25 protein-coding genes and 1 pseudogene are annotated in these 23,210 nt (G+C 62.5%); 13 read left to right on the top strand and 13 right to left on the bottom strand.

All coding sequences use genetic code 11. The annotated features are described in order from the left end of the window. Positions 1–50 precede the first annotated feature (50 nt). The 4 genes from HX855_RS01755 to HX855_RS01740 are packed head-to-tail and all read left to right on the top strand — an operon-like array spanning position 51 to position 2,593. Complete coding sequence (locus HX855_RS01755) at positions 51–470, top strand: nuclear transport factor 2 family protein (protein ID WP_177086405.1); 420 nt, start codon at positions 51–53, stop codon at positions 468–470. 42 nt (positions 471–512) lie between these two features. Continuing rightward, positions 513–857: a YciI family protein gene (locus HX855_RS01750; protein ID WP_177086403.1), complete on the top strand. Its 345-nt coding sequence runs from the start codon at positions 513–515 to the stop codon at positions 855–857. 30 nt (positions 858–887) lie between these two features. Next, entirely contained in the window at positions 888–1,370 is a 483-nt protein-coding gene (locus HX855_RS01745; protein WP_177086402.1) for an SRPBCC family protein, read from the top strand. Next, positions 1,367–2,593, top strand: a complete 1,227-nt coding sequence (locus HX855_RS01740; protein ID WP_177086399.1) for an RNA polymerase sigma factor — start codon at positions 1,367–1,369, stop codon at positions 2,591–2,593. Before HX855_RS01745 ends, HX855_RS01740 begins: the two co-directional genes overlap by 4 nt. Before the next feature lie 141 nt (positions 2,594–2,734). Here the strand turns inward: HX855_RS01740 and HX855_RS01735 are convergent, their stop codons facing one another. Continuing rightward, entirely contained in the window at positions 2,735–3,460 is a 726-nt protein-coding gene (locus tag HX855_RS01735; protein ID WP_177086397.1) for an SDR family oxidoreductase, read from the bottom strand. Between the two features lie 111 nt (positions 3,461–3,571). Between HX855_RS01735 and HX855_RS01730 the strand changes: the two genes are divergently transcribed. Continuing rightward, the gene (locus tag HX855_RS01730; RefSeq protein WP_177086395.1) at positions 3,572–4,414 is read left to right on the top strand and encodes a LysR family transcriptional regulator; all 843 of its coding nucleotides are present in this window, start codon (positions 3,572–3,574) and stop codon (positions 4,412–4,414) included. A 154-nt stretch (positions 4,415–4,568) separates the two neighbouring features. On the opposite strand, the gene HX855_RS01725 is transcribed toward HX855_RS01730, so the two are convergent. Continuing rightward, positions 4,569–5,423 carry a LysR family transcriptional regulator gene (locus tag HX855_RS01725; protein WP_177086393.1) on the bottom strand — a complete coding sequence of 285 codons (855 nt, stop codon included), beginning with the start codon at positions 5,421–5,423 and terminating at the stop codon, positions 4,569–4,571. Positions 5,424–5,512: 89 nt separating this feature from the next. On the opposite strand from HX855_RS01725, the gene HX855_RS01720 reads away from it, so the two are divergent. Next, a complete protein-coding gene (locus HX855_RS01720) occupies positions 5,513–5,959 on the top strand; it encodes a multidrug/biocide efflux PACE transporter (RefSeq protein WP_177086390.1) in 447 nt (148 codons plus the stop codon). Between the two features lie 36 nt (positions 5,960–5,995). Here HX855_RS01720 and HX855_RS01715 read toward each other — a convergent pair whose 3' ends face one another. Both HX855_RS01715 and HX855_RS01710 read right to left on the bottom strand, forming a co-directional pair. Then, positions 5,996–6,919: a LysR family transcriptional regulator gene (locus HX855_RS01715; RefSeq protein WP_177086381.1), complete on the bottom strand. Its 924-nt coding sequence runs from the start codon at positions 6,917–6,919 to the stop codon at positions 5,996–5,998. 57 nt (positions 6,920–6,976) lie between these two features. Further along, positions 6,977–7,735 carry an SDR family NAD(P)-dependent oxidoreductase gene (locus HX855_RS01710; protein WP_177086379.1) on the bottom strand — a complete coding sequence of 253 codons (759 nt, stop codon included), beginning with the start codon at positions 7,733–7,735 and terminating at the stop codon, positions 6,977–6,979. A gap of 112 nt (positions 7,736–7,847) precedes the next feature. Here HX855_RS01710 and HX855_RS01705 point away from each other — a divergent pair, with 112 nt between their 5' ends. Continuing rightward, the gene (locus HX855_RS01705) at positions 7,848–8,744 is read left to right on the top strand and encodes a LysR family transcriptional regulator (protein WP_177086377.1); all 897 of its coding nucleotides are present in this window, start codon (positions 7,848–7,850) and stop codon (positions 8,742–8,744) included. Here HX855_RS01705 and HX855_RS01700 read toward each other — a convergent pair. Next, positions 8,741–9,658, bottom strand: coding sequence for a LysR family transcriptional regulator (locus HX855_RS01700; RefSeq protein WP_177086375.1), 918 nt, complete (start codon positions 9,656–9,658; stop codon positions 8,741–8,743). The two genes, HX855_RS01705 and HX855_RS01700, sit on opposite strands and share 4 nt — an antisense overlap. Before the next feature lie 228 nt (positions 9,659–9,886). Between HX855_RS01700 and HX855_RS01695 the strand changes: the two genes are divergently transcribed. The 3 genes from HX855_RS01695 to HX855_RS01685 all read left to right on the top strand — a co-directional run bounded on the left by HX855_RS01695 (position 9,887) and on the right by HX855_RS01685 (position 12,733). Further along, positions 9,887–10,657, top strand: coding sequence for a 5-oxoprolinase subunit PxpA (locus HX855_RS01695; protein ID WP_177086373.1), 771 nt, complete (start codon positions 9,887–9,889; stop codon positions 10,655–10,657). Positions 10,658–10,883: 226 nt separating this feature from the next. Next, a complete protein-coding gene (locus tag HX855_RS01690; RefSeq protein ID WP_177086370.1) occupies positions 10,884–11,762 on the top strand; it encodes an allophanate hydrolase subunit 1 in 879 nt (292 codons plus the stop codon). Continuing rightward, positions 11,759–12,733: a biotin-dependent carboxyltransferase family protein gene (locus HX855_RS01685; RefSeq protein WP_177086368.1), complete on the top strand. Its 975-nt coding sequence runs from the start codon at positions 11,759–11,761 to the stop codon at positions 12,731–12,733. Before HX855_RS01690 ends, HX855_RS01685 begins: the two co-directional genes overlap by 4 nt. A gap of 106 nt (positions 12,734–12,839) precedes the next feature. Here the strand turns inward: HX855_RS01685 and HX855_RS01680 are convergent, their stop codons facing one another. The 4 genes from HX855_RS01680 to HX855_RS01665 form a co-directional block, all read right to left on the bottom strand. Beyond that, positions 12,840–14,456, bottom strand: a complete 1,617-nt coding sequence (locus HX855_RS01680) for an inorganic phosphate transporter (protein WP_177086366.1) — start codon at positions 14,454–14,456, stop codon at positions 12,840–12,842. A gap of 214 nt (positions 14,457–14,670) precedes the next feature. Further along, complete coding sequence (locus HX855_RS01675; protein WP_177086356.1) at positions 14,671–15,693, bottom strand: transporter; 1,023 nt, start codon at positions 15,691–15,693, stop codon at positions 14,671–14,673. 100 nt (positions 15,694–15,793) lie between these two features. After that, positions 15,794–16,969, bottom strand: coding sequence for a GAF domain-containing sensor histidine kinase (locus tag HX855_RS01670; protein ID WP_177086354.1), 1,176 nt, complete (start codon positions 16,967–16,969; stop codon positions 15,794–15,796). Between the two features lie 185 nt (positions 16,970–17,154). Next, positions 17,155–17,460, bottom strand: a complete 306-nt coding sequence (locus HX855_RS01665; protein WP_177086352.1) for a PepSY domain-containing protein — start codon at positions 17,458–17,460, stop codon at positions 17,155–17,157. A gap of 140 nt (positions 17,461–17,600) precedes the next feature. Between HX855_RS01665 and HX855_RS01660 the strand changes: the two genes are divergently transcribed. Continuing rightward, positions 17,601–18,479, top strand: a complete 879-nt coding sequence (locus HX855_RS01660) for a sterol desaturase family protein (RefSeq protein ID WP_177086350.1) — start codon at positions 17,601–17,603, stop codon at positions 18,477–18,479. Between the two features lie 90 nt (positions 18,480–18,569). On the opposite strand, the gene HX855_RS01655 is transcribed toward HX855_RS01660, so the two are convergent. After that, entirely contained in the window at positions 18,570–19,250 is a 681-nt protein-coding gene (locus HX855_RS01655) for an AraC family transcriptional regulator (RefSeq protein ID WP_177086348.1), read from the bottom strand. Then, positions 19,251–20,378: a glycerophosphodiester phosphodiesterase gene (locus HX855_RS01650; protein WP_177086346.1), complete on the bottom strand. Its 1,128-nt coding sequence runs from the start codon at positions 20,376–20,378 to the stop codon at positions 19,251–19,253. Between the two features lie 232 nt (positions 20,379–20,610). Here HX855_RS01650 and HX855_RS01645 point away from each other — a divergent pair, with 232 nt between their 5' ends. After that, entirely contained in the window at positions 20,611–20,934 is a 324-nt protein-coding gene (locus HX855_RS01645; protein WP_177086344.1) for a DUF2025 family protein, read from the top strand. A gap of 170 nt (positions 20,935–21,104) precedes the next feature. Here the strand turns inward: HX855_RS01645 and HX855_RS01640 are convergent, their stop codons facing one another. Both HX855_RS01640 and HX855_RS01635 read right to left on the bottom strand, forming a co-directional pair. Then, complete coding sequence (locus HX855_RS01640) at positions 21,105–21,428, bottom strand: antibiotic biosynthesis monooxygenase (protein WP_177086342.1); 324 nt, start codon at positions 21,426–21,428, stop codon at positions 21,105–21,107. Further along, positions 21,425–22,120, bottom strand: coding sequence for a CTP synthase (locus HX855_RS01635; protein WP_177086340.1), 696 nt, complete (start codon positions 22,118–22,120; stop codon positions 21,425–21,427). Before HX855_RS01635 ends, HX855_RS01640 begins: the two co-directional genes overlap by 4 nt. Before the next feature lie 80 nt (positions 22,121–22,200). Here HX855_RS01635 and HX855_RS01630 point away from each other — a divergent pair. Beyond that, positions 22,201–23,076, top strand: a pseudogene (locus HX855_RS01630) (LysR family transcriptional regulator); the annotation flags it as partial. Positions 23,077–23,210 lie beyond the last annotated feature (134 nt).

Raw genomic sequence — 23,210 nt, 5'->3', positions numbered from 1 at the left:
CCAGTCGACTAAGGGTGTCTTCAGTGATTTTTCCCGCAAGGAGTATCGCCATGAGCACTGCAATCATCCGCTTGATCGAACAATGGAAACAGGCAGTCATCGCCAAGGACGTCGGGAAGATTGTCAGCTTTTACGCCGACGATATCGTCGCGTTCGACGCCGTTAACGCCCTGCAGTTCAAGGGTAAGGCGGCCTACCAGGCGCACTGGCAGGCGTGCATGGAGTTCTGTCCGGGCCCCGGGGTCTTTGACTTCCACGAGTTGCATATCGTCGCCGCCGATAACAGCGCCTTTGCCCACTGGCTCGCGCACTGTGGCGGCACCGGGCCCGACGGTGTGCTCAAGACCTGCTGGATGCGCGTCACCGCGGGTTACCAGCGCATTGGCGGGGAGTGGAAAGTGGTGCATGAACATTGGTCGGCACCCTTCGACATGGAAACCGGCGCCGGTCTGTTCGACCTGAAACCTTGAACGCCGCGAACTATAGTCAGATGTCCGAAAACGGAGAATCCCATGAAATACCTCTGCCTGATCTATAGCAATGAACAGGTGCTGCACGACTCGCCCGACAGCCCCAAGGACCCGGAATGCTTTGCCTATGGCGCCGCCGTGCAGGCCAGCGGGCGCTTGCTTGCGGCCGAACCGCTGGAGTCGGTCACCACCGCCACCACCGTGCGCATGCGCAACGGCAAGCTGTCGATCACCGACGGGCCGTTTGCTGAAACCAAGGAGCAGCTCGCCGGGTTTTACCTGATCGAGGCCCGGGACCTGAATGAAGCGATCCAGGTGGCCGGCGGCATTCCGGCGGCCCGGGTCGGCAGTGTGGAAGTGCGCCCGGTGCGTGAATTGAATCTCTGATCACAACAATAAAACTCAGGAGGTTTTCCCATGACTCATCAACCCAAACCCGCCGAATTTGAACTGTCCATCAGTCGCTTGATCGATGCCCCTCGCAGCCGTGTATTCCGCGCCTGGACCGAGCCGGCACTATTGCAGCAATGGTGGGGCCCACACGGCATGACCACCCCCGAGTGCGAAATGGACCTGTGGGTAGGTGGGCAGTTTCGCACGCTGATGCGTGCCCCCGACGGCAGCGAGTACCCGACCCAAGGCGTATTCCTGGAAATTACCGCCCCCAGCCGGCTGGTGTTTACCGATGCCTTCACCCCCGGCTGGATCCCTTCGGGCCAGCCGTTCATGACCGCCGAAGTCACCTTTGAAGACGTCGACGGCAAAACCCTCTACACCGCCCGCGCCATGCACTGGAGCGCTGAAACCAAGCAGGCCCACGAAGCCATGGGCTTTCACGAGGGTTGGGGCCAGAGCCTCGACCGCTTGGTGACGCTGGTCACCGAAGGGCTGCGCGATTGACGGTGCAAGCCCGGGTAGAAGCGGTTTATCGCAGCGAATCGCGGCGCATCCTGGCGACCCTGATTCGCCTGCTCGGCGATTTCGACCTGGCTGAAGAGGCCTTGCACGAGGCGTTCTTCGTCGCGGTGGAACGCTGGGAGCAGGACGGTGTGCCCGACAATCCCCGGGCCTGGCTGGTGTCGACCGGGCGCTTCAAGGCCATCGACCGCCTGCGCCGCCAGGCCCGTTTTGCCGCGCACCAGAACCAGTGGCTGGCTCAGGCCGATGAACTGGAAGACGCCGACTGGAGCGCCGAAGACGTGGAAGACGACCGCCTGCGCCTGATCTTTACCTGTTGTCACCCGGCGCTGGCGGCGGATGCCCAGGCGGCGCTGACCTTGCGTGAGATCTGCGACCTCACCACCGAGGAAATCGCCCGGGCGTTTCTCGCCACGCCGGCCACCATCGCCCAACGCATCGTGCGGGCCAAGGGCAAGATCCGCGAAGCGAAAATCCCCTATCAAGTGCCGTCCCTGGTGGAGCTGCCCGAGCGTCTGGACAGTGTGCTGCGGGTGATTTACCTGGTGTTCAACGAAGGGTATTCGGCGTCCATGGGCGCCGATTTGACCCGTGAAGACCTGACCCGCGAAGCCATTCGACTGGGCCGTTTGCTGATGGAATTGTTGCCCGAGCCGGAAGTGATGGGCTTGCTGGCGCTGATGCTGCTCCACGAATCCCGGCGCCCGGCACGCACCTCGGCCGGCGGTGAGCTGGTGCTGTTGGATGAGCAGGACCGTTCGCTGTGGGATGCGTCGTTGATTGCTGAAGGATGCGCGCTGGTGGAGAAAGCCCTGACCATGCCGCGCTTTGGGCCCTACAGCCTGCAAGCAGCGATTGCGGCGGTACACGCTGAAGCCGTGAGCGCCGATGAGACCGACTGGCCGCAGATCGTCGGGCTGTATGACGTGTTGCACAGGGCGATGCCGTCGCCGGTGATCGAGCTCAATCGCGCGGTGGCCGTTGGGATGCGCGATGGGGCGCTGGCGGGATTGGAATGGGTGGACGGGATTCTGGCGCGGGGGGAGTTGGTGGACTATCACCTGGCACACTCGGCGCGGGGTGAGTTTTGTCGGCGATTGGGGCGAGTGGAGGACGCGCGGCGAGCGTTTGAACGGGCGCTGGCATTGACCCGGCAAGTGCCCGAAAAGCGCTTTATCGAGCGGCGGTTGGCCGAACTCAAATAGCCAGTGAGACTGGAGTGCGATCCACTGTGGGAGCTGGCTTGCCTGCGATAGCGGTGTATCAGCAACAGATGCATGGCTGACCCACCGCTATCGCAGGCAAGCCAGCTCCCACATTGGATTTGTGTTGTCTGCCTTGGCTTCTTACGGCTGCTGACGCGTCGCCGCCAACACAATTTCGCGAATGCACACATGCTGCGGCTGCTGGTAGGCATAGGCAATCGCCGACGCTACATCATCCGCGCTCAGCACGGTGCCGCCCATGTCCTGTTTCCACGCCTGGTAGCCGGTCTTGATGGCTTCATCGGTGGTGTGGCTGAGCAGTTCGGTTTCTACCGCGCCCGGCGCAATGGTGATCACGCGCACATTGTGCGGCGACAATTCCTCCCGCAGGTTTTCCGAAATCCCGTGCACGGCGAACTTGGTGCCCACATACGCAACATGGTTCGGGAAGGTCTTGCGCCCGGCCACCGAGCTGACGTTGATAATGGTGCCGCCCTTACGCTCGACCATGCTGCCGGCCACGGCATGAATGCCGTTGAGCAGACCTTTCACGTTGACGTCGAGCATCTGTTCCCACTGCGCCGGGTCTTGTTCACTGATGCTGCCCAGCAGCATCACACCGGCATTGTTGATCAGCGCGTCGGCCGGGCCGAACTGGGCTTCGGCTTCTTTCACGGCGGCCACCAGGGCGGCGCGGTCGGTGATGTCGACACCGCGGCTCAAGGTGTTTGGCAGCTCGAGGGCATTCAGCCGGTCGATGCGGCGGGCCAACAGCAGCAGCGGGTGGCCGGCAGCCGACAGCAAGCGCGCGGTGGCTTCGCCAATGCCCGAACTGGCGCCGGTGATGATGATCAATGGCTTGCTCATGGTGGAACTCCTGAAATAAGAAAAACAAATAACTAAACGTGGCGCGCAGTATATTTAGCCCTCGGGTGGCTGAAAAATGCCTTATTCCTCTGTCTGTCATCGGTATTAACTATGGATGTGCGTCATCTCAAGGCGTTTCTCGCGGTGTTCGAAGAGCGCAATATCACGGCCGCCGCCCAGCGCCTGTTCATCAGCCAGCCGACGTTGTCGGTGACCATCAAGCAACTGGAAGAAGAGTTGGGCGTGGCGTTGTTTCTGCGCCAGCCCCGTGGGGTTGAGGTCAGTGATGAGGCGCGGGTGCTGTACCCGCAGGCGCGGCGCATGGTGGCCGAGGCCGACGCGTTGAGCCGGCTGTTTCGCGGCCGCGAAAACCGTATCGCCCTGGAACTGGGAGTGGAAGGCGACATTGCCGACAGCCAGATCGAAACCTTCCTGCGCATGGCGCACCAGGGCCTGCCGGGTCTGCTGCTGACCTTGCAGGAAGGCTGCGAAGGAGAAGGGCGCCTGGCGGTGGAGGAAATGTGCTGCGAGGACGAATTGTTCCTGCCGCTTTGGGAAGAGTCCTACGTGATGGCACTGCCAGCTGCGCACCCGATGGCGGCGGGTGGAAAGGAACAGGCCTGGGCGCCGATCGAAGACTGGATCACCTGCCCGCAGCATGATTCCCACCAGCGGCTGATGGCCTTGTACGGGCGTTCGCCCCAGGCGGTGGCCGGGCATGCCGGTTCGTTGACCCAAGCGTTGCACATGGTGGCGGCCGGTGTGGGGGTGGCGATGTTGCCGCAGTCCCTGGCGGCGGAGCGGGCCGGGGTCGTGATTCGCCCCTGGCACCTGCCGGCGCCGACGCGCCGGGTGGGGTTGTGCTTTGCCGCCCAGGCCCTGGAATTGCCGGCGTTGCGGGCGCTGCATGAATACTTCCAGAACAACCGCCCGCCGCAGATTGAAGTGGCCTGATAAAACCGCAGACGTCACCGCCAATCCAATGTGGGAGCTGGCTTGCCTGCGATAGCGGAGTGTCAGTGCCGAAGATGTTGGCTGATACACCGCTATCGCAGGCAAGCCAGCTCCCACATTTGATCTTCATTGTTCCGAATATTGTGTTCCTGCATCACTCCAGCATCTTGCCCAGCAGCCAACTGCCTGCCGGGCCGGGAGGATGCTGGCGTGACCACAACGCATCCACGGCCACCGAGCGCGGCCAGCCCCGGGCTTTGATTTCACGCAGGTGACCACCGCCAAACCGCTCCACCAGCCAGCGCGGCAGCGGCGCCCAGCCGAAACCCAATTGCGCCATTTCCATCAGCATCAGGTAACTGGGCGCCGACCACACCCGGCCCAGGCCCCGGGTTTCATTCGGGTTGATAATGCTCGCCAACCGAAGTTCACGGTGCTGCTCCAGGGTTTGCTGGTTGATGTCCGCATGGTTCGCCAGCGGATGTTCAGGCGAAACAAACAGGGCGATTTCCGTACGTTCTTCCACGGCGGTGCTGGTGAGGTCCGGCGGGTAAACGGCCTGCATTTCGATAAACGCAATCTGCGCCCGGCCGCTTTGCACCAGGGCGATCAAGTCTTCGCATTCGGCGATCAGGCATTCCAGTTCCAGGTCCGGGTAGCGTTGCTCGAAGGCGCTGAGGGCGGTTTCGAAACGGTCCGATTGATAGGTGTCGGACATCGCGATACTCAGCTTCGGCTCCAGCCCCTGGGACAACTGGCTGGCCGCCAACTCCAGGCGGCTGCTGGCTTCCAGCACCTGCTCGGCACGTTGCAGCAGCACATGCCCGGCCGGGGTCAGCGTGGGCTTGCGGCTGCTGCGATCAAACAGCACCACGTCCAGGTCAATCTCCAGGCTCGCCACCGCCGCGCTGACGGTGGACTGGCTTTTGCCCAACTTGCGCGCCGCCGCTGAAAACGAACCTTGGGTCGCTGCCTGCACAAACGCCTGAAGCACTTCATGGGAGGCCATGACTATCGCCTTGATCGATGGTTATTGGTTATGAAGTATCGAGTTAAAGGGTAATGATGGCAACCATCGTCACTCACGGAGAACGGGTCATGACACCCACCAAGTCGATTACTGAACGCGTTTGGCAGGCCATTGGTTTTGAGGGCCTGGCCTTGTTGATCTGTACGCCGCTGCTGACGTGGATCATGGATAAGCCGGCCCTGGAGATGGGCATGGTGACCTTGGCCATCAGCCTTATGGCGCTGGTTTGGAACGTGATGTTCAACGGCCTGTTCGACCGTCTCAAGGTGCGCCTGCAACTGTCCGGCGGTGTGTGGACTCGCGTGCTGCATGCGGTGATGTTTGAAGGCGGCCTGGTGGCGATCTGCGTGCCGTTGATTGCCTGGTGGCTGAATATCAGCCTGATGCAGGCGTTTATCCTCGACATCGGCGTGCTGCTGTTTTTCCTGCCGTACACCTATGTGTATCACTGGGCGTATGACGCGGTGCGGGAAAAGTTTATTTGTAGGAGTGAGCTTGCTCGCGATGGACGTTAACGATAACGCGGGGTTTCAGGCGTAACGCAGCGCACGTTAGTTTTTCGCGAGCACGCTCGCGCCTACAGAAGCCACAAAATCGAGGAATGCCCGCACCTTGGCCGCCGGCAAATGCCGGGAGGGGTAGAAGGCATACAACGGGAAACGTTCATCGGGCCAGTCGGGAAACAGCTCCACCAACGCGCCCGACGCCAGCGCCGGCACCAGCCCGAGGTCGAGCATCTGCGCCACCGCATGGCCGTGTTCGCACACGCTGTACAAGGTTCCGGCGTCGTTGACCACCAGCCGCCCACTGGTGGCGACGTTGACGTGCTCACCCGGCCGGTGGAATTCCCAGCCAAACGGCCGGCCGGTCTGGGAGTCGCGAAAGTCGATGCACACGTGCTGGCCGTCTTCCAGGTCCAGCGGGTGGGAAGGGCGCCCGTGCCGTTCAAGATAAGCCGGCGAGGCCACGGTAAGCACCCGCACTTCCATCAGCTTGCGGGCGATCAACGAGGAGGATTGGGGAATGCCAAAACGGATGGCCAGGTCAAAGCCATCCGCCACCAGATCCCCGAGTTGATCCCGGGTGTGCAGGTCCAGCTGCAACTGCGGGTAGTGGCTCATGAACTCACCGAGCACCGGCCCCAGCACCAGGCGCGAGAAGTACGGGTCGATATTCACCCGCAACCGCCCGCGCACCGTCAGGGCGCTGTCGGCCGCCGAGCTGGCGGCCTCTTCCAGGCCGGCCAGCAGCGGAGCGATTTCCTGGTAGAAACGCCGGCCCTCGTCGGTCAATTGCACCGAGCGGGTGGTGCGGTCGAACAGGCGAATCCCCAGGCGTTTTTCCAACCGGGAAATGGCCCGGCTGACCCCCGAAGGCGTCATCTCCAGGCTGTCGGCAGCGCGGGCAAAACTGCCGCTGTCGACCACGGCGGCCAGTACGCCCATGCCACCGGCCAGTCCTGGATCAAAACTCATGGGTGATTGCCTGTCAGTTATCCGAAAGCATTGATGCTAGCGGAGAATCCGACGGTGTTACAGAAACATCCCGCCCGACGCCTCGACCCGCTGCCCGGTGATCCAGTTGCTGCCGTCCGCCAGCAGGGTGGAGATTGCCCCGCCAATGTCATCCGGCAGGCCTGCGCGACCCAAGGCCGTGTTGTTGGCAACCATGGCGTTCACGGCCGGGTTGTCCCGTACTGCGCCGCCGCTGAAGTCGGTGGCAATCGCGCCGGGGGCCAGGGTGTTGACGGTGATGCCACGGGCGCCCAGTTCCTTGGCCTGGTAGCGGGTCAGCACTTCCACCGCGCCCTTCATCGAGGCATAGGCCGAGTAACCCGGCAGGCTGAAGCGCGCCAGGCCGCTGGAGATGTTGATGATGCGGCCGCCGTCGCTGATCAGCGGCAGCAATTTCTGGGTCAGGAAAAACGGACCCTTGAAGTGGATCGCCACCAGTTGGTCGAACTGTGCTTCGGTGGTTTCAGCGAAGCTGGCGTGGGCGCCGATCCCGGCGTTGTTGATCAGGAAGTTGAAGTGCGTCTGGCCGAACACGTCCTGCAACACCGAGCCGACCTGGGCGGTGAATGCATCAAAGGTCGAACTCTGGCTGACATCCAGTTGCAGCATGGCCGCCTTGCCGCCCAGTGCCTCGACTTGTGCGACCACGGCCTGGGCTTCGTCCTCCGAACGGTTGTAGGTGCCGATAATGTCGACGCCTTGTGCCGCCAGGTGCAGCGCAGCGCTTTTGCCCAGGCCGCGGCTGGCGCCGGTGATCAGTGCGATTTTACGGGTCATGGTGAAGTCCTCGGAGCGTGTGAATGTTCGTGGGACTGAGTGTATTTGTCCGTCCATAACGTGATAAATAGAGCGATACCGGAATCACTGGCCGGATAAGGCGAACAATCCCATGAACAAACTTGAGCTGCTGCGCACCTTCGTGCGCGTCACCGAACTGTCGAGTTTCACCCAGGCGGGCGAGAGCCTGGGTCTGCCGCGCTCGACGGTTTCCGAACACGTGCAGGCGCTGGAAGAACTGCTGGGCGCGCGCCTGTTGCAACGCACCACGCGCAAGGTCCAGGCGACCCAGGATGGCCGCGTGTTGTACGAGCGCAGCAAGGATCTGCTGTCCCACATGGAAGAGTTGGAAGGCTTGTTTCGTCAGGATGAAGCGCAGTTGGCGGGAAGAATCCGCGTGGACATGCCGAATGTCATGGCCCGGGAACTGATCCTGCCGCGCCTGCCGGAATTCATGGACCTGCATCCGCTGATCGAGCTGGAAATCAGCAGCACCGACCGCCAGGTCGACCTGCTGGCGGAAGGCTTCGACTGCGTGTTGCGTGTGGGTGCACAGCCCGACCAGTCAGTGGTGGCGCGGTTGTTGTGCAGCATGCCGATGATCAACTGTGCCAGCGCTACCTACCTGCAACGCCATGGCGTGCCCCTGACGCTGGACGATTTGGCCGACCATCAACTGGTGCATTACGTACGTCCGTTAGGCTCGCGTTCTGCGGGGTTCGAATACCAAATCGGCAACAAGGTGCACCGTGTTCCCATGGCTGGCCGGGTCACGGTCAACAGCACCGACGCCTACAAGGCCGCGTGCATCGGTGGGTTCGGTCTCACCCAAGTGCCAGAACTGGGCATACGCGATCTGTTGGCCAGCGGCGAGTTGGTGGCGGTGCTGCCGGACTACCCGGCGCCGGCACTGGACGTGTCCCTGCTGTACGCCGGCCAACGGCATTTGCCGCAGCGGGTGCGGGTGTTCATGGACTGGCTGGCCGCGACGTTGCAGTCCCAGCTTTAACGCCGGGCCGACAACTGCTGCGGCGCCAGGAACGCATCGTGGAAGTAATCACGAAACGCCTGCATCGCCGGGGTGAAGTCTCGCTCGCGGTGCCAGGCCAAACCGACACTCATGGGCGTGACCTTGTCCGTCACGCTCACGGTCTCGATGCGCTTGCCTTCCAGTGACCACGGGCGATGCACCAGGTCTGACAAAATCGCCACGCCGCTGCCATTGGCAACCATGCTGCGCACCGCCTCCACCGAACTGGTGCGCAGCCGCACCTTGGGCGTTTGCCCGGCTTGTTCCCAGTAGCGCATGGCGCTTTGTTCGGCTTCGTCGACGGTGAGGAAAATGTACGGCTCCCTGGCCACGTCCGCGAGGCTCACGGCCGGGCGTTCGCACAATGGGTGATGGCTGGGCAGCCACAGGCGGCGCTCGGAGTTGAAGAGGATTTCCGAGACGATATCCGGGTGGGTGAGGTTGGCGGTGAGCACCACGGCCATGTCGAACTGGCCGTTGAGCAGGCCGTGTTCGATCGCCTGGCGTTCCTGTTCGAACACCTCGATGGTCACGTCCGGGTGCCAGTGTTCCATACGCTGCAAGTGGTGCGGCAGGAAGTAACCGAGCACGGTGTAGCTGGCCGCTAACCGCAATACGCCGCTGGCGCGGTAGTCCGGCAAAGGGCTGTTCAGGGCATCGTCGACGCTGCGCACAATCACGTAGGCCCGGTTGAGAAAATGCCGCCCGGCGTCGGTCAGGCTCATGCCCTGGGCCGAACGCACAAACAACTGGGCGCCGAGCATCGCTTCCAGCTCCTTGATCGCGGTGGTCACCGCGGACTGGGAGATGTTCAGGTGAATCGCCGCCTGGGAGATCTGGCCGATTTCGGCGGTGGCGACGAAATAGCGGATTTGGCGCAGGGTCAGGGACATTGGGTTCTCCGCTCGTTCCCACGCTCTGAGTGGGCAACGCATCCTGTGACGCTCCGCGTCACAATTTTAAAAGCGGACGCAGAGCGTCCAGGGCGGCATTCCCACGCAGAGCGCGGGAACGATCGATGTATCTGATTTTCAGAAGATGACCCATCTGATAATAGATCTTCCCAAGGGGTCAAGCCGCAGCCTAATTTCCATGGCATGAACTTCAACGGAGCGACCCCGATGCAGGCAGTGGATCTCAACTCGGACATGGGCGAAGGCTTTGGCCCCTGGACCATCGGCGACGGCGTCGACAGTGAACTGATGGCCTACATCAGCTCGGCCAACATCGCCACCGGCTTTCATGCGGGCGACCCGGGCACCATGCGCCGCACCGTCGAGCGCGCCAAGCAACTGGGGGTGGCGATTGGTGCGCACCCGGGCTTTCGTGACCTGGTGGGTTTTGGCCGTCGCCATATCAACGCCCCGGCCCAGGAACTGGTGGACGACATCCTCTACCAACTCGGCGCCCTGCGGGAAATCGCCCGCGCCCAGGGCTTGACGCTGCAGCACATCAAGCCCCACGGCGCGCTGTACATGCACCTGGCGCGGGACGAAGAGGCGGCGCGGTTGCTGGTGGAAAACCTGCAACGCCTGGAGCCTACGCTGTTGCTGTACTGCATGCCCAACTCGGTGATCTGGCGTATTGCCAAGGAGCTGGGCCAGCCGGTGGTGCGGGAGTTTTACGCCGACCGTGAGTACGATCTCACGGGCTCCATCGTGTTTACCCGCAATGTGCGGGCGCTGGATCCGGCGACGGTGGCGGCGCGAGTCCTGCGGGCGTGTCAGACCGGGCTGGTGCGTACCGTTGAAGGGGAAGACCTGTTTATCGAATTCGATTCCATCTGCCTGCACAGCGACACCCCCGGCGCCCTTGAACTGGTGGAAGCCACCCGTGAAGCGCTGGACCAGGCAGGGATTATTGTGGCGAGCGGGCTTTCTTTGGTGAGCTGAGTTCTGTGGCGAGGGGGCTTGTCCCCCGTTGGGCTGCGGAGCAGCCCCACTAAGACCGCTGCGTGTTTTCAGATAGAACGCGCTATCGGGTTTTAGGGCTGCTACGCAGCCCAACGGGGGACAAGCCCCCTCGCCACAGGGCAAGCCCCCTCGCCACAATGATTACCTCTGCCAACACGCATGATTTTTTGCCTGCCTTTCTACAATGATTCCAAGAGGAACAGACATGGCTGAATCTTCCCCGATCCGCTACAGCTTTGGCGGTGATGAACACCTGTTTGCCGAGGTCAGCGAGAGCATGTCCCTGGAGGCTTTCTTCAAGGGCATGGCCGTCACCCGTGCGGTGGAACGCCTGGCCCTGGACGGTGTGCTGGACGTCTGCCTGGCGAATGCCTCGTTCCAGATCCGCTTCGACCCGGACCGCATCGCGCCCCACGTGCTGCTGGACGCGGTGCAAAGCGCCGAAGCCCAGGCGGTGGCCGAGCGCACCTTGCACACCCGCATCATCGAGATCCCGGTGCTGTACAACGACCCCTGGACCCATGAAACCTTGATGCGCTTTCGCGACCGCCATCAGGACCCGACCGGCACCGACCTGGAGTACGCCGCGCGGATCAACGGCCTGGCGGATGTGGAAGCGTTTATCGCGGCCCACAGTGGCGCGCCGTGGTTTGTCTCGATGGTGGGGTTTGTGGCCGGCTTGCCGTTCATGTTCCAGATGGTCGAGCGCGAGCGGCAGTTGCAGGTGCCCAAGTATTTGCGCCCACGCACCGACACGCCGAAGTTGACCCTCGGTCACGGTGGCTGCTTCGGCTGTATCTACTCGGTACGCGGCGCTGGCGGTTACCAGATGTTCGGCGTCACCCCAGCCCCAATCTACGACCCGCAACAGCAACTGGCTTACCTGAAAGAGCACATGGTGTTCTTCCGCCCCGGCGACATCGTCCAGTTCAAACCCATGGACCGCGACGCCTATGACCTGGCCGTGGCTGAAGTGGATGCCGGGCGTTTCGACCTGCGCATCCGCCCGGTGGAATTTTCCCTCGACGCCTTTCTCGCCGACCCCACCGGTTACCCGAAAACCCTGCAGGAGGCGCTGGCATGATCAAGGTACTCAAACCCGGCCTCGCCACCTCGGTGCAGGACCTGGGCCGGGAAGGTTATTACCACTTGGGCATTCCGCCGTCGGGCGCCCTGGACCAATACGCGTTGAGTGCGGCCAACCACCTGGTGGGCAACCCCATCGGTGCGGCCGGGCTGGAATGCACGTTGATCGGGCCGGAACTGGAGTTTCAGCAGGACGCCCTGGTGGCGCTGTGCGGCGCGCTGATGTCGCCGCGCCTGGACGGTGTGGTGGTGCATCAGGACACCGCGTTTCAGGTGCGCGCCGGGCAAGTGCTGAGCTTTGAGTTTCCCAAGGCCGGTGCGCGGACTTACCTGGCGGTGGCCGGTGGCATCGATGTGCCGCTGGTACTCGGCAGCCGTTCCACTTACACCCTCGGAGCCTTGGGCGGGTTTCATGGGCGGCGACTGGTAGAAGGTGATGAGCTGCCGGTCGGCGAGGCCAGTGGCAAAGGCCGGGCGGGTCACAGTTTGCCCATGGCATTGCGCCAATCGGTGGGCGGCGAAGTGACCCTGCGGGTGGTGCCGGGGTTGTATTACGAGCGACTGACCCCGGCGGCAAAAAGCAGCTTTTTCGCCGAGCCCTGGACGGTCGGTTCAGAGGCCGACCGCATCGGTTATCGCTTCAAGGGCGGCAGTGCATTGAGCTTTCAGCCGCGGGAACAGCCATTTGGTGCCGGGTCGGATCCGTCGAACATCGTCGACAGCTGCTACCCCATCGGCTCGATCCAGGTCCCGGCGGGGCTGGAGCCGATCGTGTTGCACCGGGACGCGGTATCGGGTGGGGGCTACGCGATGATTGGCACGGTGATCAGTGCCGACCTGGATCTGATCGGGCAGATGCAACCGAACCAGCGGGCGGGGTTTGTGGCGGTGACCCTGGAGGAAGCGCTGGAGGCGCGGCGGGTGTACAAGAAGCGGTTGAAGGTGATGGGCGGGTTGTTTAATACCTGAGAACGCCGCGGAACCCCTGTGGGAGCTGGCTTGCCTGCGATAGCGGTGTATCAGTCACCACCGCTATCGCAGGCAAGCCAGCTCCCACATTTTGATCCGGGTTGTGTCAGAACAACTTGGTAAACAACCAGTACAAGCTACCCGACAACAAAATCGCCGCCGGCAACGTCAGCACCCAGGCCATCAGCAAATTACGGATGGTCTTCATCTGCAAACCACCCCCATTCGCCACCATGGTGCCGGCCACCCCCGATGACAACACATGGGTGGTGGACACCGGCAAGCCATACATGTCTGCTGCGCCGATGGTCAGCATCGCCACCATCTCGGCCGAGGCGCCCTGGGCGTAGGTCAGGTGAGTCTTGCCGATCTTCTCGCCCACCGTCACCACGATGCGTTTCCAGCCGACCATGGTCCCCAGGCCCAGCGCGATGGCCACCGCGATCTTGACCCACAGCGGGATAAACCGCGTGGCGTTGTCGATCTGTTGCTTGAACAGTTGCAGCTTGTTCTGGGTATCCGCGTCGAAGTTGCCGACCTTGCCCTTGTCCATCAGGCGGATGGTTTCGCTGGTCAGGTACATGTCGTTACGCACGTTGCCCACGGCTTCGGCCGGAACGGCGGCGAGGGAGCCGTAGCTCTTCACTTCCTCACCGATATGCCCGGTGATGGCGGCGAGGGCGGGCACCAGTTCCGGTACTGCTTCCTTGGTGCGCACATAGGTCGACAAGGTGGCGCGGGAGTCGGCAGGTGCCAGTTGTGGCGCCGCTTTTACCAGGGCGGCCTGGGTCACTTCGGCCACGGCGGCAAACTGCAATGACTCACCGGCCGGCATGGTGCGGTTCAACGCGTAGGCCATCGGCAGGGTGCCCACCAGGATCAACATGATCAGGCCCATGCCTTTCTGGCCATCGTTGGAACCGTGGGCGAACGACACGCCGGTGCAGGTGGCGATCAGCATGCCGCGAATCCACCATGGCGGCGGGGTGTCGCCTTTGGGGGCCTTGTACAGCGAACGGTTTTTCACGAACGCCCGCAGGGCCAGCAACAGCAGGGCGGCGAAGGCGAAGCCGATCAACGGCGACAGCAGCAGCGCGTAGCCGATTTTGATCGCCTGGCCCCAATCCACACCGCTGGTGCCGTCACGGCCATGCATCAGTGCGTTGGCCACGCCCACGCCGATGATCGAGCCGATCAGGGTGTGGGACGACGACGCCGGCAAACCCAGCCACCAGGTGCCGAGGTTCCACAGGATGGCCGCGATCAACAGCGCGAAGATCATCGCAAAGCCCGCCGATGAGCCCACCTGCAGAATCAACTCCACCGGCAGCAGGGCGATGATGCCGAACGCCACCGCGCCGCTGGAGAGCAACACGCCGAGGAAGTTGAAAAAGCCCGACCACACCACCGCGAAATGCGGCGGCAGCGAGTTGGTGTAGATCACCGTGGCCACCGCGTTGGCGGTGTCATGGAAGCCGTTGACGAACTCAAAGCCCAGGGCGATCAACAGCGCCACACCCAGCAGCAGGAACGGGGTCCAGGTGGTGACCACCGTGCCCAGCTCGTGCATGTCGTGCATCAGGCTGTAGGCGGTGAACAACAGGCCCATGGCAAGCACGGCGAAGAAAATGATCACCGTGAGCAGGCCGGGTTTCTTGTCCAGGCGTGGTTTGGGGTCGGTGGTGGAAGCGTGTGCGGAGGCAGTCAGGGAAGGGGTGGCCATGCCGGAGCATCCAGTGTGGGGAGGATGTCGGTCATGATCGTTGCAGAATGTTACAGAGATGCTGCGGCAAATCAGTGTTTCGAGATTTGGGATGGCCGCTGGTCTACAAAACACCGTCAATCAACTGTGGGAGCTGGCTTGCCTGCGATAGCGGTGTATCAGTCACCACCGCTATCGCAGGCAAGCCAGCTCCCACATTGATCGCACTCCAGTTTCAGTAATCCTTGCGCTTGCGAAACGCCCAGCGCCCGGCAATCAGGGTGAACGTGGCCACCAGCGCCACCAGAATCCAGAAACCTTCAGGGTCCGTGGAAAGCGGCACGCCCCCGACGTTCATGCCAAAAAAACCGGCGATGATGTTGATCGGCAACGCCAGCACCGTGACCACGGTCAGGGTAAACAGCGTGCGGTTGCTCTGCTCGTTGAGGTTGGCGGCGATCTCTTCCTGCAGCAGCTTGATCCGCTCCCCCAGGGCCATCAGGTCGTTGATGATCAGCGCAAACTCCTCGGTGGATTTGCGCAGCTCCTTCACGTCTTCCTTCTGCAACCATTGCGGCGGGCGGTTCAGCAGCCGCAGCAATGAGCCGGGCTCCAGTGCCAGCAGCCGTTGCAGGCGCACCAGCACCCGGCGCGCCGCGCCCAGTTCGGCGCGGTTGGTGGACAGGCGTGACGACAGCAATTGGTCTTCGATCTGATCGACGCTGAGGCTGGTCTTGCGCACGATCTGCGTCAGCACCTCGCCCTGGTCCCGCAGCAAATGCACCAGCAGCTCCAGCGGTGAGCGAAAGTGCTCGCCGGCCTTCACCGACGAGCGCAGCTTGTCCACCGAGTGCAGCGGTTGCAGGCGTGCACTGACCAGCAGCCGGCTGCGGGCACACACCCACAGCGTGGAAATGTCTGAAGACACCATGCTGCTGAAGTTGAACACCACGTCGTTGACCACCGCCAGCAAGGCCGCGTCCACGTGTTCGATACGGGTGGAGCGTGAGCCTTCGTGCAAGGCCTCGAAGAACTCTTCCGGCAGGTTCAGGTGCGCCTGCATCCAGCGCTCGCAGGCGGCGTGGGCCAGGTTCAGGTGCAGCCAGAGAAACTCCTCAGGGTCACCGGGTTGCTGCAAGGCCGCCAGGGCGGTGGCTGAGTCAATCTGTTCGCCCTTTTCACCGGGGCGAAAACGAAAACCGTAAAGCAAGCCAAACAGGTCGGAGTCCTGGTGGCTGTGGTCGATGCTGTGGTTCATGGAGGCTCGCAGGGAAAGTGCCTGTAGGAGATTTCACAGGTTCACTTGAGCGCATCATGGCAACTGGATTTGACGGTTTTGTGACAGTTTGAGGTGGGCGTCAATGGTCGGCGGGCAAACTGAAGCTGAATACCGTGCCGTCCTGTTCGTGGGACGACACTTCCAGCCGCCCGCCATGGGCATCGGCAATCTGTTTGACGATGTACAAACCCAGGCCCAGCCCGGCCTGGGGCAAGGCGCCCGTCGGTCGGGAGTAGGGCTGGAACAGCAGCGGCATGGCTTGATCACTGATCAGCCCACGGTTTTTCACCGTCAATTCGAAGGTGCCGGCGTTAACCTGGGCACTGACTTCCACCGGCCCTTCGGGGTTGCCGTGGCTGATGGCGTTGGCCACCAGGTTGGAGAGCAATTGCGCCAGCCGTTCGCGGTCGCCGCGCACGCCGCTGAGGTTGCCGATGTGGGCGTGGATCCGCCGCGTCGGATGCACGTGCTGCACCTCTTCCACCACATGTTGCAGGGAGTCTTCCAGCCCCGGGCATTCAGCGATGTGCACCGGAATGCCGCTGCCCATGCGCCCGCGGGCAAAGTCCAGCACGTCTTCCACCAACTGCGAGGCGCGGCGCCCGCTGGCGAGCATGTGCCGCACCAGGGTGTCGGTGGCCGGGTCCGGGTGTTTGCGCAACAGGCGCTCGGCGCCGACGTTGATCGCGAACAGCGGGTTGCGCAGGTCATGGCCGAGCACGGCGATGAACTGTTCCCGCAGTTCGGCGGTTTCCCGTTCTTGCTGCAAGTCGGCCTCGGTTTGCTGCAGGCTTTCTTCGGCTTCGATTTGCAGGGACAGCACCCGGGCAAACGACTCCATGGTCGACTGGATGGTGCTGTTGCGCAGTTGGGCCGGGTTCGGGTCCAGGGCGCAGATGGTGCCGAAGAAGCGCCCGTCGGTGCGGAACACCGGCACCGAGATGTAGCTTTCAAAGTGGTAGATGCGCGGTGTGTGGTGGTCGCGGTACAGCGGGTCTTCGCTGGCTTTGTCGATCACGATCGAGACGTGGGAGCCCCGGATTTCGTGGCACAGAGTGGTGGTCAGGTCCAGTTCGCCGCCGACGGGCAGGCCGAAGTCCAGGCGGTCGAGCACCGCGCAGGCCGTCCATGAATCATCGGTAACCCGAGCCACGGCTGCAAACCGCAGGCCGGTCATTTCGCTGACCACCTGGAGAATGGCGGGTACAGCACTGATTCGGCCAATGGTGGCAATGTCGGCGGCTCTTTGCCCCATGTCGAACGGTCTCGATCCTGATGCTGATGGCGTTGTGCCTTGGCTGATAATTGGGATTCTAGCGGCCTTGAAGGTTGAAGGTACAACTTCGTGCAAGGGAATTAGACTATTTACTCTTAAAGGCGACGAGCGTGCATAAAAAAGCCGCGCGGCCCGAAGGCGGCGCGGCGTTTTTGTGGTTCAACTCAGGTGTCTTGCTTGTTTTCCAGGACTTCGCCGGTCTTGGCGTCCAGCTTCACGTCCCACTTCACGTTGCTGGTGTCACGCAGTTCGGTCTCGTAGACCAGACGGCCGGCTTTGTCTTCCAGCTCGGTGTCGACGATGGTCGCACCCTGGTGCTGGGCCAGGGCCTTGGCGTTGAGTTTTTCAAAATCCATCACGGCACCGGACTTGAGCAGGCTCGGGATCTGGTCCGGGCGAACATCGGCCTGGGCGAAACCGGCGGTGACGGTCAGGGCGGCAGCGGCGAACAGGGCAGTCAGGTTTTTCATGGTGTGATCCTTTGGGGTGAGCTGTTTAAGTGGGATCAGGTTAACCAGCGCAACTTAACTCACCCTTAAAATTGCGCCGTTTGTTCAATCGGCGACGAGTGTGGGGTTTCATGCTGGCGTCTCACTTATGGGAGACACAGATGAAACGGTTGATGACCTGGGTCTATGCGCCCGTGTTCTGGGCGGGATTTATCGGTTGGGCGTTGTGGCTGGTCGAGGTGGGTGCGCTGCACTGGCTGGGGCTGGTGTTTGTAACGGCGGTGGCGGTGTCGTTTATCGCTGAGGCGTGGTTGCCTTACGAGCCCCAATGGAATCGAAACCAGGGCGATCGCAGGCGGGACATTCTTCATGCGTTGGTCAATGAAGGCCTCAACGCATTGGGCTTGTTGATCCTGCCGGGGTTGACCGCACTGCTGGCCATCGACGGTCTATGGCCGCGGGCGTGGCCGCTCTGGGAGCAATTGCTGCTGGCGATTTTCATTGCCGATGCGGGCATCACCCTGATGCATTACGCCAGTCACCGGGTCGGGGCGTTGTGGCGCCTGCATGCGGTCCATCACAGCGTGCAGCGGCTGTACGGTTTCAATGGCTTGATGAAGCACCCGTTGCACCAGATGCTGGAAGCAACGGCCGGCCTGCTACCGTTGATCCTGCTGGGCATTCCCACGGATGTGGCGCTGCTGCTGGCGCTGGCGATTGCCATACAACTGTTATTGCAGCATTCCAATGTCGACATGCGCCTGGGGCCGCTGCGCTGGGTGTTTGCCTGGGCGCCGGTACATCGGTTTCATCACATGAAATATGGCCGGGCGGGGGATGTGAATTTCGGGTTGTTTTTCAATCTGTGGGATTGGCTGTTGGGCACGGCGTTTTACCGCCAGGACTATCGAATGGGGCCGGGCGATTTGGGGATCGGCAGCCGGCCGGACTTTCCGCTGGACTATATGGCGCAGTTACGCGATCCGTTCACAACAGTGCGGTTGAGCAAGGAACCGCCGATTCCGGCCGATTTACTGTAGGAGCGAGCTTGCTCGCGAAAAACCTGAGGGCACCGCGTTCATTCAGGATGCTCGCGTCATCGTTAACAACCTTCGCGAGCAAGCTCGCTCCTACAGTGGGAGCAGTGTCAGTTGCAGGTGGCGCAGCGACGCCCCGGCCGTCACGCCAAATAGCTGCTTCATGGTCCGGGAAAAGTGCGCCGAATCGGCGAACCCGGCGCCATGGGCCGCTTCGGTCAAGGTGTTGCCGCCGAGCGCCAGCCCCAGCGCCACCCGCAAGCGCCGCCACAGCACCAGGCGGCGCACCGGCACGCCCAACTGGTTGGCGAACAACCGCTCCAACTGGCTCAACGACACATGCGCCGCCTGGGCCAGGGCGTGGGCCGAGATTTTGCCACTCAGTTGCTGATCCAGCGCCATCAGCGCGCGCTCCACACGGGTGTCTTCCAGTGCGCGTCGCGGCAACTGCCGAAGCGTGCGGTCGAGTGCCTCAAGGGACAGTTGGCGATCGGCCAGGGCGGCCTGCAACAGGTCGGGATCAAACGCGCCGGGTTCGGCATACACCATCAATACCTCACCTTCGGTGTGGAGGATGGCGTGGGGCATTCTTGAGGGGATAAACAGGCGATGGGCCGTGGTGACACGGCCATCGAGGCTGGCCGTGATCGGCCCGCCCGGGGAGAACATCAGCTGATGGGCATAGTGCGCATGGGGCGCGGTGTGCCCCGGTATGCCCTGGATCAGCCCGTAGTCAGGCCCCAGCCACAGGCGGCCTGACCATTCGGGCTTCACTCAGTAACCGTTGTCCTGCAGCAGGTCGGCCACACTCGAGGACGGCCAGCGCTTGTAGTACTTCAGCAATTCGGCGGCGCGGTTGGTGAAGATGCCATCGACGCCGGCTTTCATCACCTTGTCGAAGTCCACCGGCTCATCCACGGTGTAGACGTGCACCAGCATGCCCTTGTCGTGAGTCAACTGGTTCATCTCGGGTTTGACCAGGTCGGAATAGCTCTGGTCGCCCAGGTTGGTCAGCTGTGCCGAAGGTCCGGTACCGATGGCGCCCAGGCTCTTGGCCTCGTCGAGCCATTTTTCGAACTCGGCGGGGTCCTTGGGTTCTTGCTTGGCGTAGTAGGCGGCTTTGCTCGGCTCGCCGGACTCGGCGAAGGTCACCTTGGATTTCGGTTCGATGCTGCCTTCACCGACCCACAACAGCAGGATTTTCGGGGTGTTGGGCATCTCTTTTTGCAGTTCTTTCAGGCTGTCTTTCTCAAAGGTCTGCAGCACCACGCGGCCCTTGCCCTGGCCGACGCCGATGTTTTTCTGGGCCTGGTTGGAGCCGGTGGAGCTCAGCCAGCCTTTATCCAGCAGCTTGTTCTTCAGGTCGGCTTCGATCCCCGGGAATTGCTTTGGCTCTTTGGTTTCAATGTACAGGCCGGGTTTGTGCTGCGGGTTGCCTTCGGCAATCTTGATGATTTCGTCCAGGCTCTGGATTTTCAGGCCGACGAAGCCAGGGCGCGCACGGTCCGGGTAGGCGGCGTTGAACCAGCTGCCGGCGTCCAGGGTTTTCAGCTCGGCCCAGGTGAATTCGTTGGCCGGGCTGTCTTTGCGCTCGGGAAACTTGGTGGCGACGTCGGTGGTGCGTTGCAGGTTGTTGTCATGGAGGGCGAACAGCACGCCGTCCTTGCTGCGTTGCAGGTCCATTTCCAGGTAGTCGGCACCCAGGTCGCGCGCCACTTTGTAGGCGGCGGCGGTGGATTCCGGTGCATCGAAGGACGCGCCACGGTGGGCGATGACCGCCGGGTGTGGAATGCCTTCGTTGGCGGCGAGTTCGGCAGGGCTGATCGGGCTTGCCGCCTGTGCGTGGCCAAGGCCCAGCATCAGGGCCAGCAGCAGGGCACTCTTGGTAAACGTGACAGGCATATGCGAAGTCCTTTCGTGGAGGTAACTTTGAGAAGGGTTCCTTTTTAACAATTGAATGCGAAAGGCGCTATCACCAAACCGACATTAACGTGTTCACGGGCCATTTTTCTGCGCTTTTGTGCTGTGCTATGCAGTACTCTTGGCCTCAGCTGCCCCATCAGAGGGCAGATTTTTCTGCCACGCGTGTAAACCATCTTTCCAGTCCACATAGGACTTTTCAGTGAGGTTTACCATGCGCATCACCTCCGAGCTTATCTGCCAGGCCGCCGACCAACTCCACGGGTTTGTCGGCCTGAACCGCAAGACCGGCCAGTACATCGTACGTTTCAGCGAAGACGCCTTCGGCATGGACGTGGCCGATGACGGCATCATCCCCACCGCAGAATTTGTCTGGCAGCCGGCGGGCGGGCAGGCCATGACCTTGTCCCGCGAGCGGATCCAGTTGTTGCTCGACCAGAATATCGACGACCGCATCCACATCACCGAACCGCTGCGGGTGTACATGCGCCGGGTGGAAATTGCGCAGATCAGTGCGGTACGTCATTTGGTCAGTTGAGCGCCACATTGCCCCTGCGGCGAGAGCGCTTTTTGTGGCGAGGGCGCTTGCTCCCGCTGGGCTGCGCAGCAGACCCAAAAGCTTGGGAGCGCTGCGCACTCCAGCGGGAGCAAGCTCCCTCGCCACAGAAGCCCCTTGCCCACATTGAGTGTTTTACACAGGCTGATGTTTCAGCGTTCAAACGCGTAAGCCCGCTCCACCTTGCACACCCGCGTATGGCACGCCGCGTACCAGCTGGAGCGCCCCTGTTCACGCACTTCGGTGTGTTCGGCGTGCTGCTTCCAGGCCAGGATCGCGGCTTCGCTGCTCCAGTAGGACACGGTGATGCCCAGCCCATCGTCCCCGCGCGCCGACTCCACGCCGAGAAACCCGGGTTGTTGCCGGGCCAGTTCCAGCATGCGGTCGGCGGCCTGCCCGTAGCCGTTGTCGCCCTCTGTGCGTAACGAACTGAACACCACGGCGTAGTACGGCGGCTTGGGTGTCTTGGCGATCATACGCAGGCCTTCAGCAGCGCAATGGCCAGCGGTGGGGTGATGCCTTTAAGGGCCGCACGCTCCGGCTGGAACAGGGTGGCGACAAAGAACGGATGATCCAGCAACTCCACCGCCCGCAGGTCGCCCGTCGAGTCATGGCCGCTGGCAATCAGGTCAGCCTCCAGCAGTGCGCTTTCGAAGTCGGGGTTGATGCCATAACGGCAGCGGTAGCCTTCATGGATATCGAGGGTGCCGTAGGCCTCGGCGATGCGGGTAAAGGCCATCAGGCGGATGCTGTCAGTCGCCTCCACCAGGGCACAGGTCAGGGGGGTGAGCACCGCGCGCGGCGAGTCGGGGGCCAGTTCGCCATGCTCGGCGTCGGCCCAGCCCAGCACGTTGCGGGCATATTCCAGCACCGCGTGTTGAAAACCGCCGCAGGTGCCGAGGAAAGGACGCCGCTGTTCGCGGGCATAACGGATCGCCAGCAGGGCGCCGTCGAGGTCGCGGTAGGGGCTGGCGGGGACGCACCAGAAGCCGTCGTAGTGCTGTAATTGTTCGGTGGATTTGATCGTGTCGGTGGCCAGCCAGTCGAATCGCACCGTGAGGCCCAAGGCCTCACCGGCCCGTTGCAGCGCCACAGGAATGGCCTGGTGCGCGGTGACTTGTGCATCGTAGTCGCCGATCAGGGCCAGGTGCAGGGAGGTTTGAGTCATTGAGGTTATTCCGTGGCTTGTTGAGTCCTGGTGCTCACTATAGATTGGCGTTCACGCAATCAATATTGGCGTCAGCCCACATGCTCAATGCAGCCACGCACTATCAAATCGACTACCCCGACCTTTCCCTGATCCTGGCCCTGGTGCGTGGCGGTACGCTGGCACGGGCGGCGGCGCTGCTGCGGGTGGATGTGTCCACGGTGTTTCGCGCGGTGCGACGGCTGGAGGCGGCGCTGGGCCAGACCCTGTTCGAAAAAAGCCGCGCCGGCTACCTGCCCACCACCTTGGCCACCACCCTCGCCGAGCAGGCCGAACGTGCCGAGCAGGCGCTGGAGGCCGCGCGTGTGGGGGTGGAGCAGGGCGGTGAAGTGATCAGCGGCACGGTGCGCCTGACCTGTACCGATTCGGTGCTGCAAGCCTTGGTGCTGCCGGCCCTGGCGCAGTTCATGCCCGGCTACCCGGCACTGACCCTGGAGCTGAGCACGTCCAATGACTTTGCCAACCTCAGCCGACGCGATGCGGATATCGCCGTGCGCCTGACCAAGGCGCCGCCCGAGCATCTGGTAGGACGTTGCCTGGGCACGGTGTCGTATCGGGTGTGTGCCAGTGCCGACTATGCCTGTCAGCATACGGGCGCGGACCTGGCTGCCCTGAACTGGATCGCGCCGGACGACTTCCTGCCGGACCACCCCACCGTCACTTGGCGGCGCCAACAGTTGCCGGGGGTGATGCCCGCCTATCGCTGCAACAGCATGGTTTCGGTGACCGAACTGGTACGGGCGGGGCTCGGCGTGGCGGCGTTGCCGGATTACTTGCTGGGGGCGGGCCTGCAACCGTTAAGCCCGCCGCTGGTGGGGCACGACACGGCGTTATGGCTGCTGACGCGCCCCGATTGCCGGGCGTTGCGCTCGGTGGTGACGTTATTTGACCAGCTGGGCCAGCATGTGCGCTTGCCGGGGCGCGCACTGTGGGAGCTGTCGAGCTTCAGCGAGGCTGCGAAGGGATCACCTCGGTGTAGCCGATACACCGAGGTGGCTGCATCGCAGGCAAGCCAGCTCCCACATTAGCAGTGTGGTGGGGCCAGGATTTG

Source organism: Pseudomonas sp. IPO3778 (assembly GCF_013386825.1).
Classification (GTDB): Bacteria; Pseudomonadota; Gammaproteobacteria; order Pseudomonadales; family Pseudomonadaceae; genus Aquipseudomonas.
The sequence above is the reverse complement of the archived record's forward strand: the minus strand, read 5'-3'. Positions and strand labels throughout refer to the sequence as shown.

Excerpts from the sequence above, each read along its gene's own strand:
- HX855_RS01750 (WP_177086403.1), top strand. The coding sequence starts at position 513 with ATGAAATACCTCTGCCTGATCTATAGCAATGAACAGGTGCTGCACGAC.
- HX855_RS01720 (WP_177086390.1), top strand. The coding sequence starts at position 5,513 with ATGACACCCACCAAGTCGATTACTGAACGCGTTTGGCAGGCCATTGGT.
- HX855_RS01660 (WP_177086350.1), top strand. The coding sequence starts at position 17,601 with ATGAAACGGTTGATGACCTGGGTCTATGCGCCCGTGTTCTGGGCGGGA.
- HX855_RS01680 (WP_177086366.1), bottom strand. The coding sequence starts at position 14,456 with ATGGCCACCCCTTCCCTGACTGCCTCCGCACACGCTTCCACCACCGAC.
- HX855_RS01700 (WP_177086375.1), bottom strand. The coding sequence starts at position 9,658 with ATGTCCCTGACCCTGCGCCAAATCCGCTATTTCGTCGCCACCGCCGAA.
- HX855_RS01640 (WP_177086342.1), bottom strand. The coding sequence starts at position 21,428 with ATGATCGCCAAGACACCCAAGCCGCCGTACTACGCCGTGGTGTTCAGT.
- HX855_RS01670 (WP_177086354.1), bottom strand. The coding sequence starts at position 16,969 with ATGGGGCAAAGAGCCGCCGACATTGCCACCATTGGCCGAATCAGTGCT.
- HX855_RS01675 (WP_177086356.1), bottom strand. The coding sequence starts at position 15,693 with ATGAACCACAGCATCGACCACAGCCACCAGGACTCCGACCTGTTTGGC.
- HX855_RS01715 (WP_177086381.1), bottom strand. The coding sequence starts at position 6,919 with ATGAGTTTTGATCCAGGACTGGCCGGTGGCATGGGCGTACTGGCCGCC.
- HX855_RS01690 (WP_177086370.1), top strand. The coding sequence starts at position 10,884 with ATGGCTGAATCTTCCCCGATCCGCTACAGCTTTGGCGGTGATGAACAC.
- HX855_RS01645 (WP_177086344.1), top strand. The coding sequence starts at position 20,611 with ATGCGCATCACCTCCGAGCTTATCTGCCAGGCCGCCGACCAACTCCAC.
- HX855_RS01635 (WP_177086340.1), bottom strand. The coding sequence starts at position 22,120 with ATGACTCAAACCTCCCTGCACCTGGCCCTGATCGGCGACTACGATGCA.
- HX855_RS01730 (WP_177086395.1), top strand. The coding sequence starts at position 3,572 with ATGGATGTGCGTCATCTCAAGGCGTTTCTCGCGGTGTTCGAAGAGCGC.
- HX855_RS01735 (WP_177086397.1), bottom strand. The coding sequence starts at position 3,460 with ATGAGCAAGCCATTGATCATCATCACCGGCGCCAGTTCGGGCATTGGC.
- HX855_RS01755 (WP_177086405.1), top strand. The coding sequence starts at position 51 with ATGAGCACTGCAATCATCCGCTTGATCGAACAATGGAAACAGGCAGTC.
- HX855_RS01665 (WP_177086352.1), bottom strand. The coding sequence starts at position 17,460 with ATGAAAAACCTGACTGCCCTGTTCGCCGCTGCCGCCCTGACCGTCACC.
- HX855_RS01725 (WP_177086393.1), bottom strand. The coding sequence starts at position 5,423 with ATGGCCTCCCATGAAGTGCTTCAGGCGTTTGTGCAGGCAGCGACCCAA.
- HX855_RS01695 (WP_177086373.1), top strand. The coding sequence starts at position 9,887 with ATGCAGGCAGTGGATCTCAACTCGGACATGGGCGAAGGCTTTGGCCCC.
- HX855_RS01745 (WP_177086402.1), top strand. The coding sequence starts at position 888 with ATGACTCATCAACCCAAACCCGCCGAATTTGAACTGTCCATCAGTCGC.
- HX855_RS01710 (WP_177086379.1), bottom strand. The coding sequence starts at position 7,735 with ATGACCCGTAAAATCGCACTGATCACCGGCGCCAGCCGCGGCCTGGGC.
- HX855_RS01685 (WP_177086368.1), top strand. The coding sequence starts at position 11,759 with ATGATCAAGGTACTCAAACCCGGCCTCGCCACCTCGGTGCAGGACCTG.
- HX855_RS01650 (WP_177086346.1), bottom strand. The coding sequence starts at position 20,378 with ATGCCTGTCACGTTTACCAAGAGTGCCCTGCTGCTGGCCCTGATGCTG.
- HX855_RS01705 (WP_177086377.1), top strand. The coding sequence starts at position 7,848 with ATGAACAAACTTGAGCTGCTGCGCACCTTCGTGCGCGTCACCGAACTG.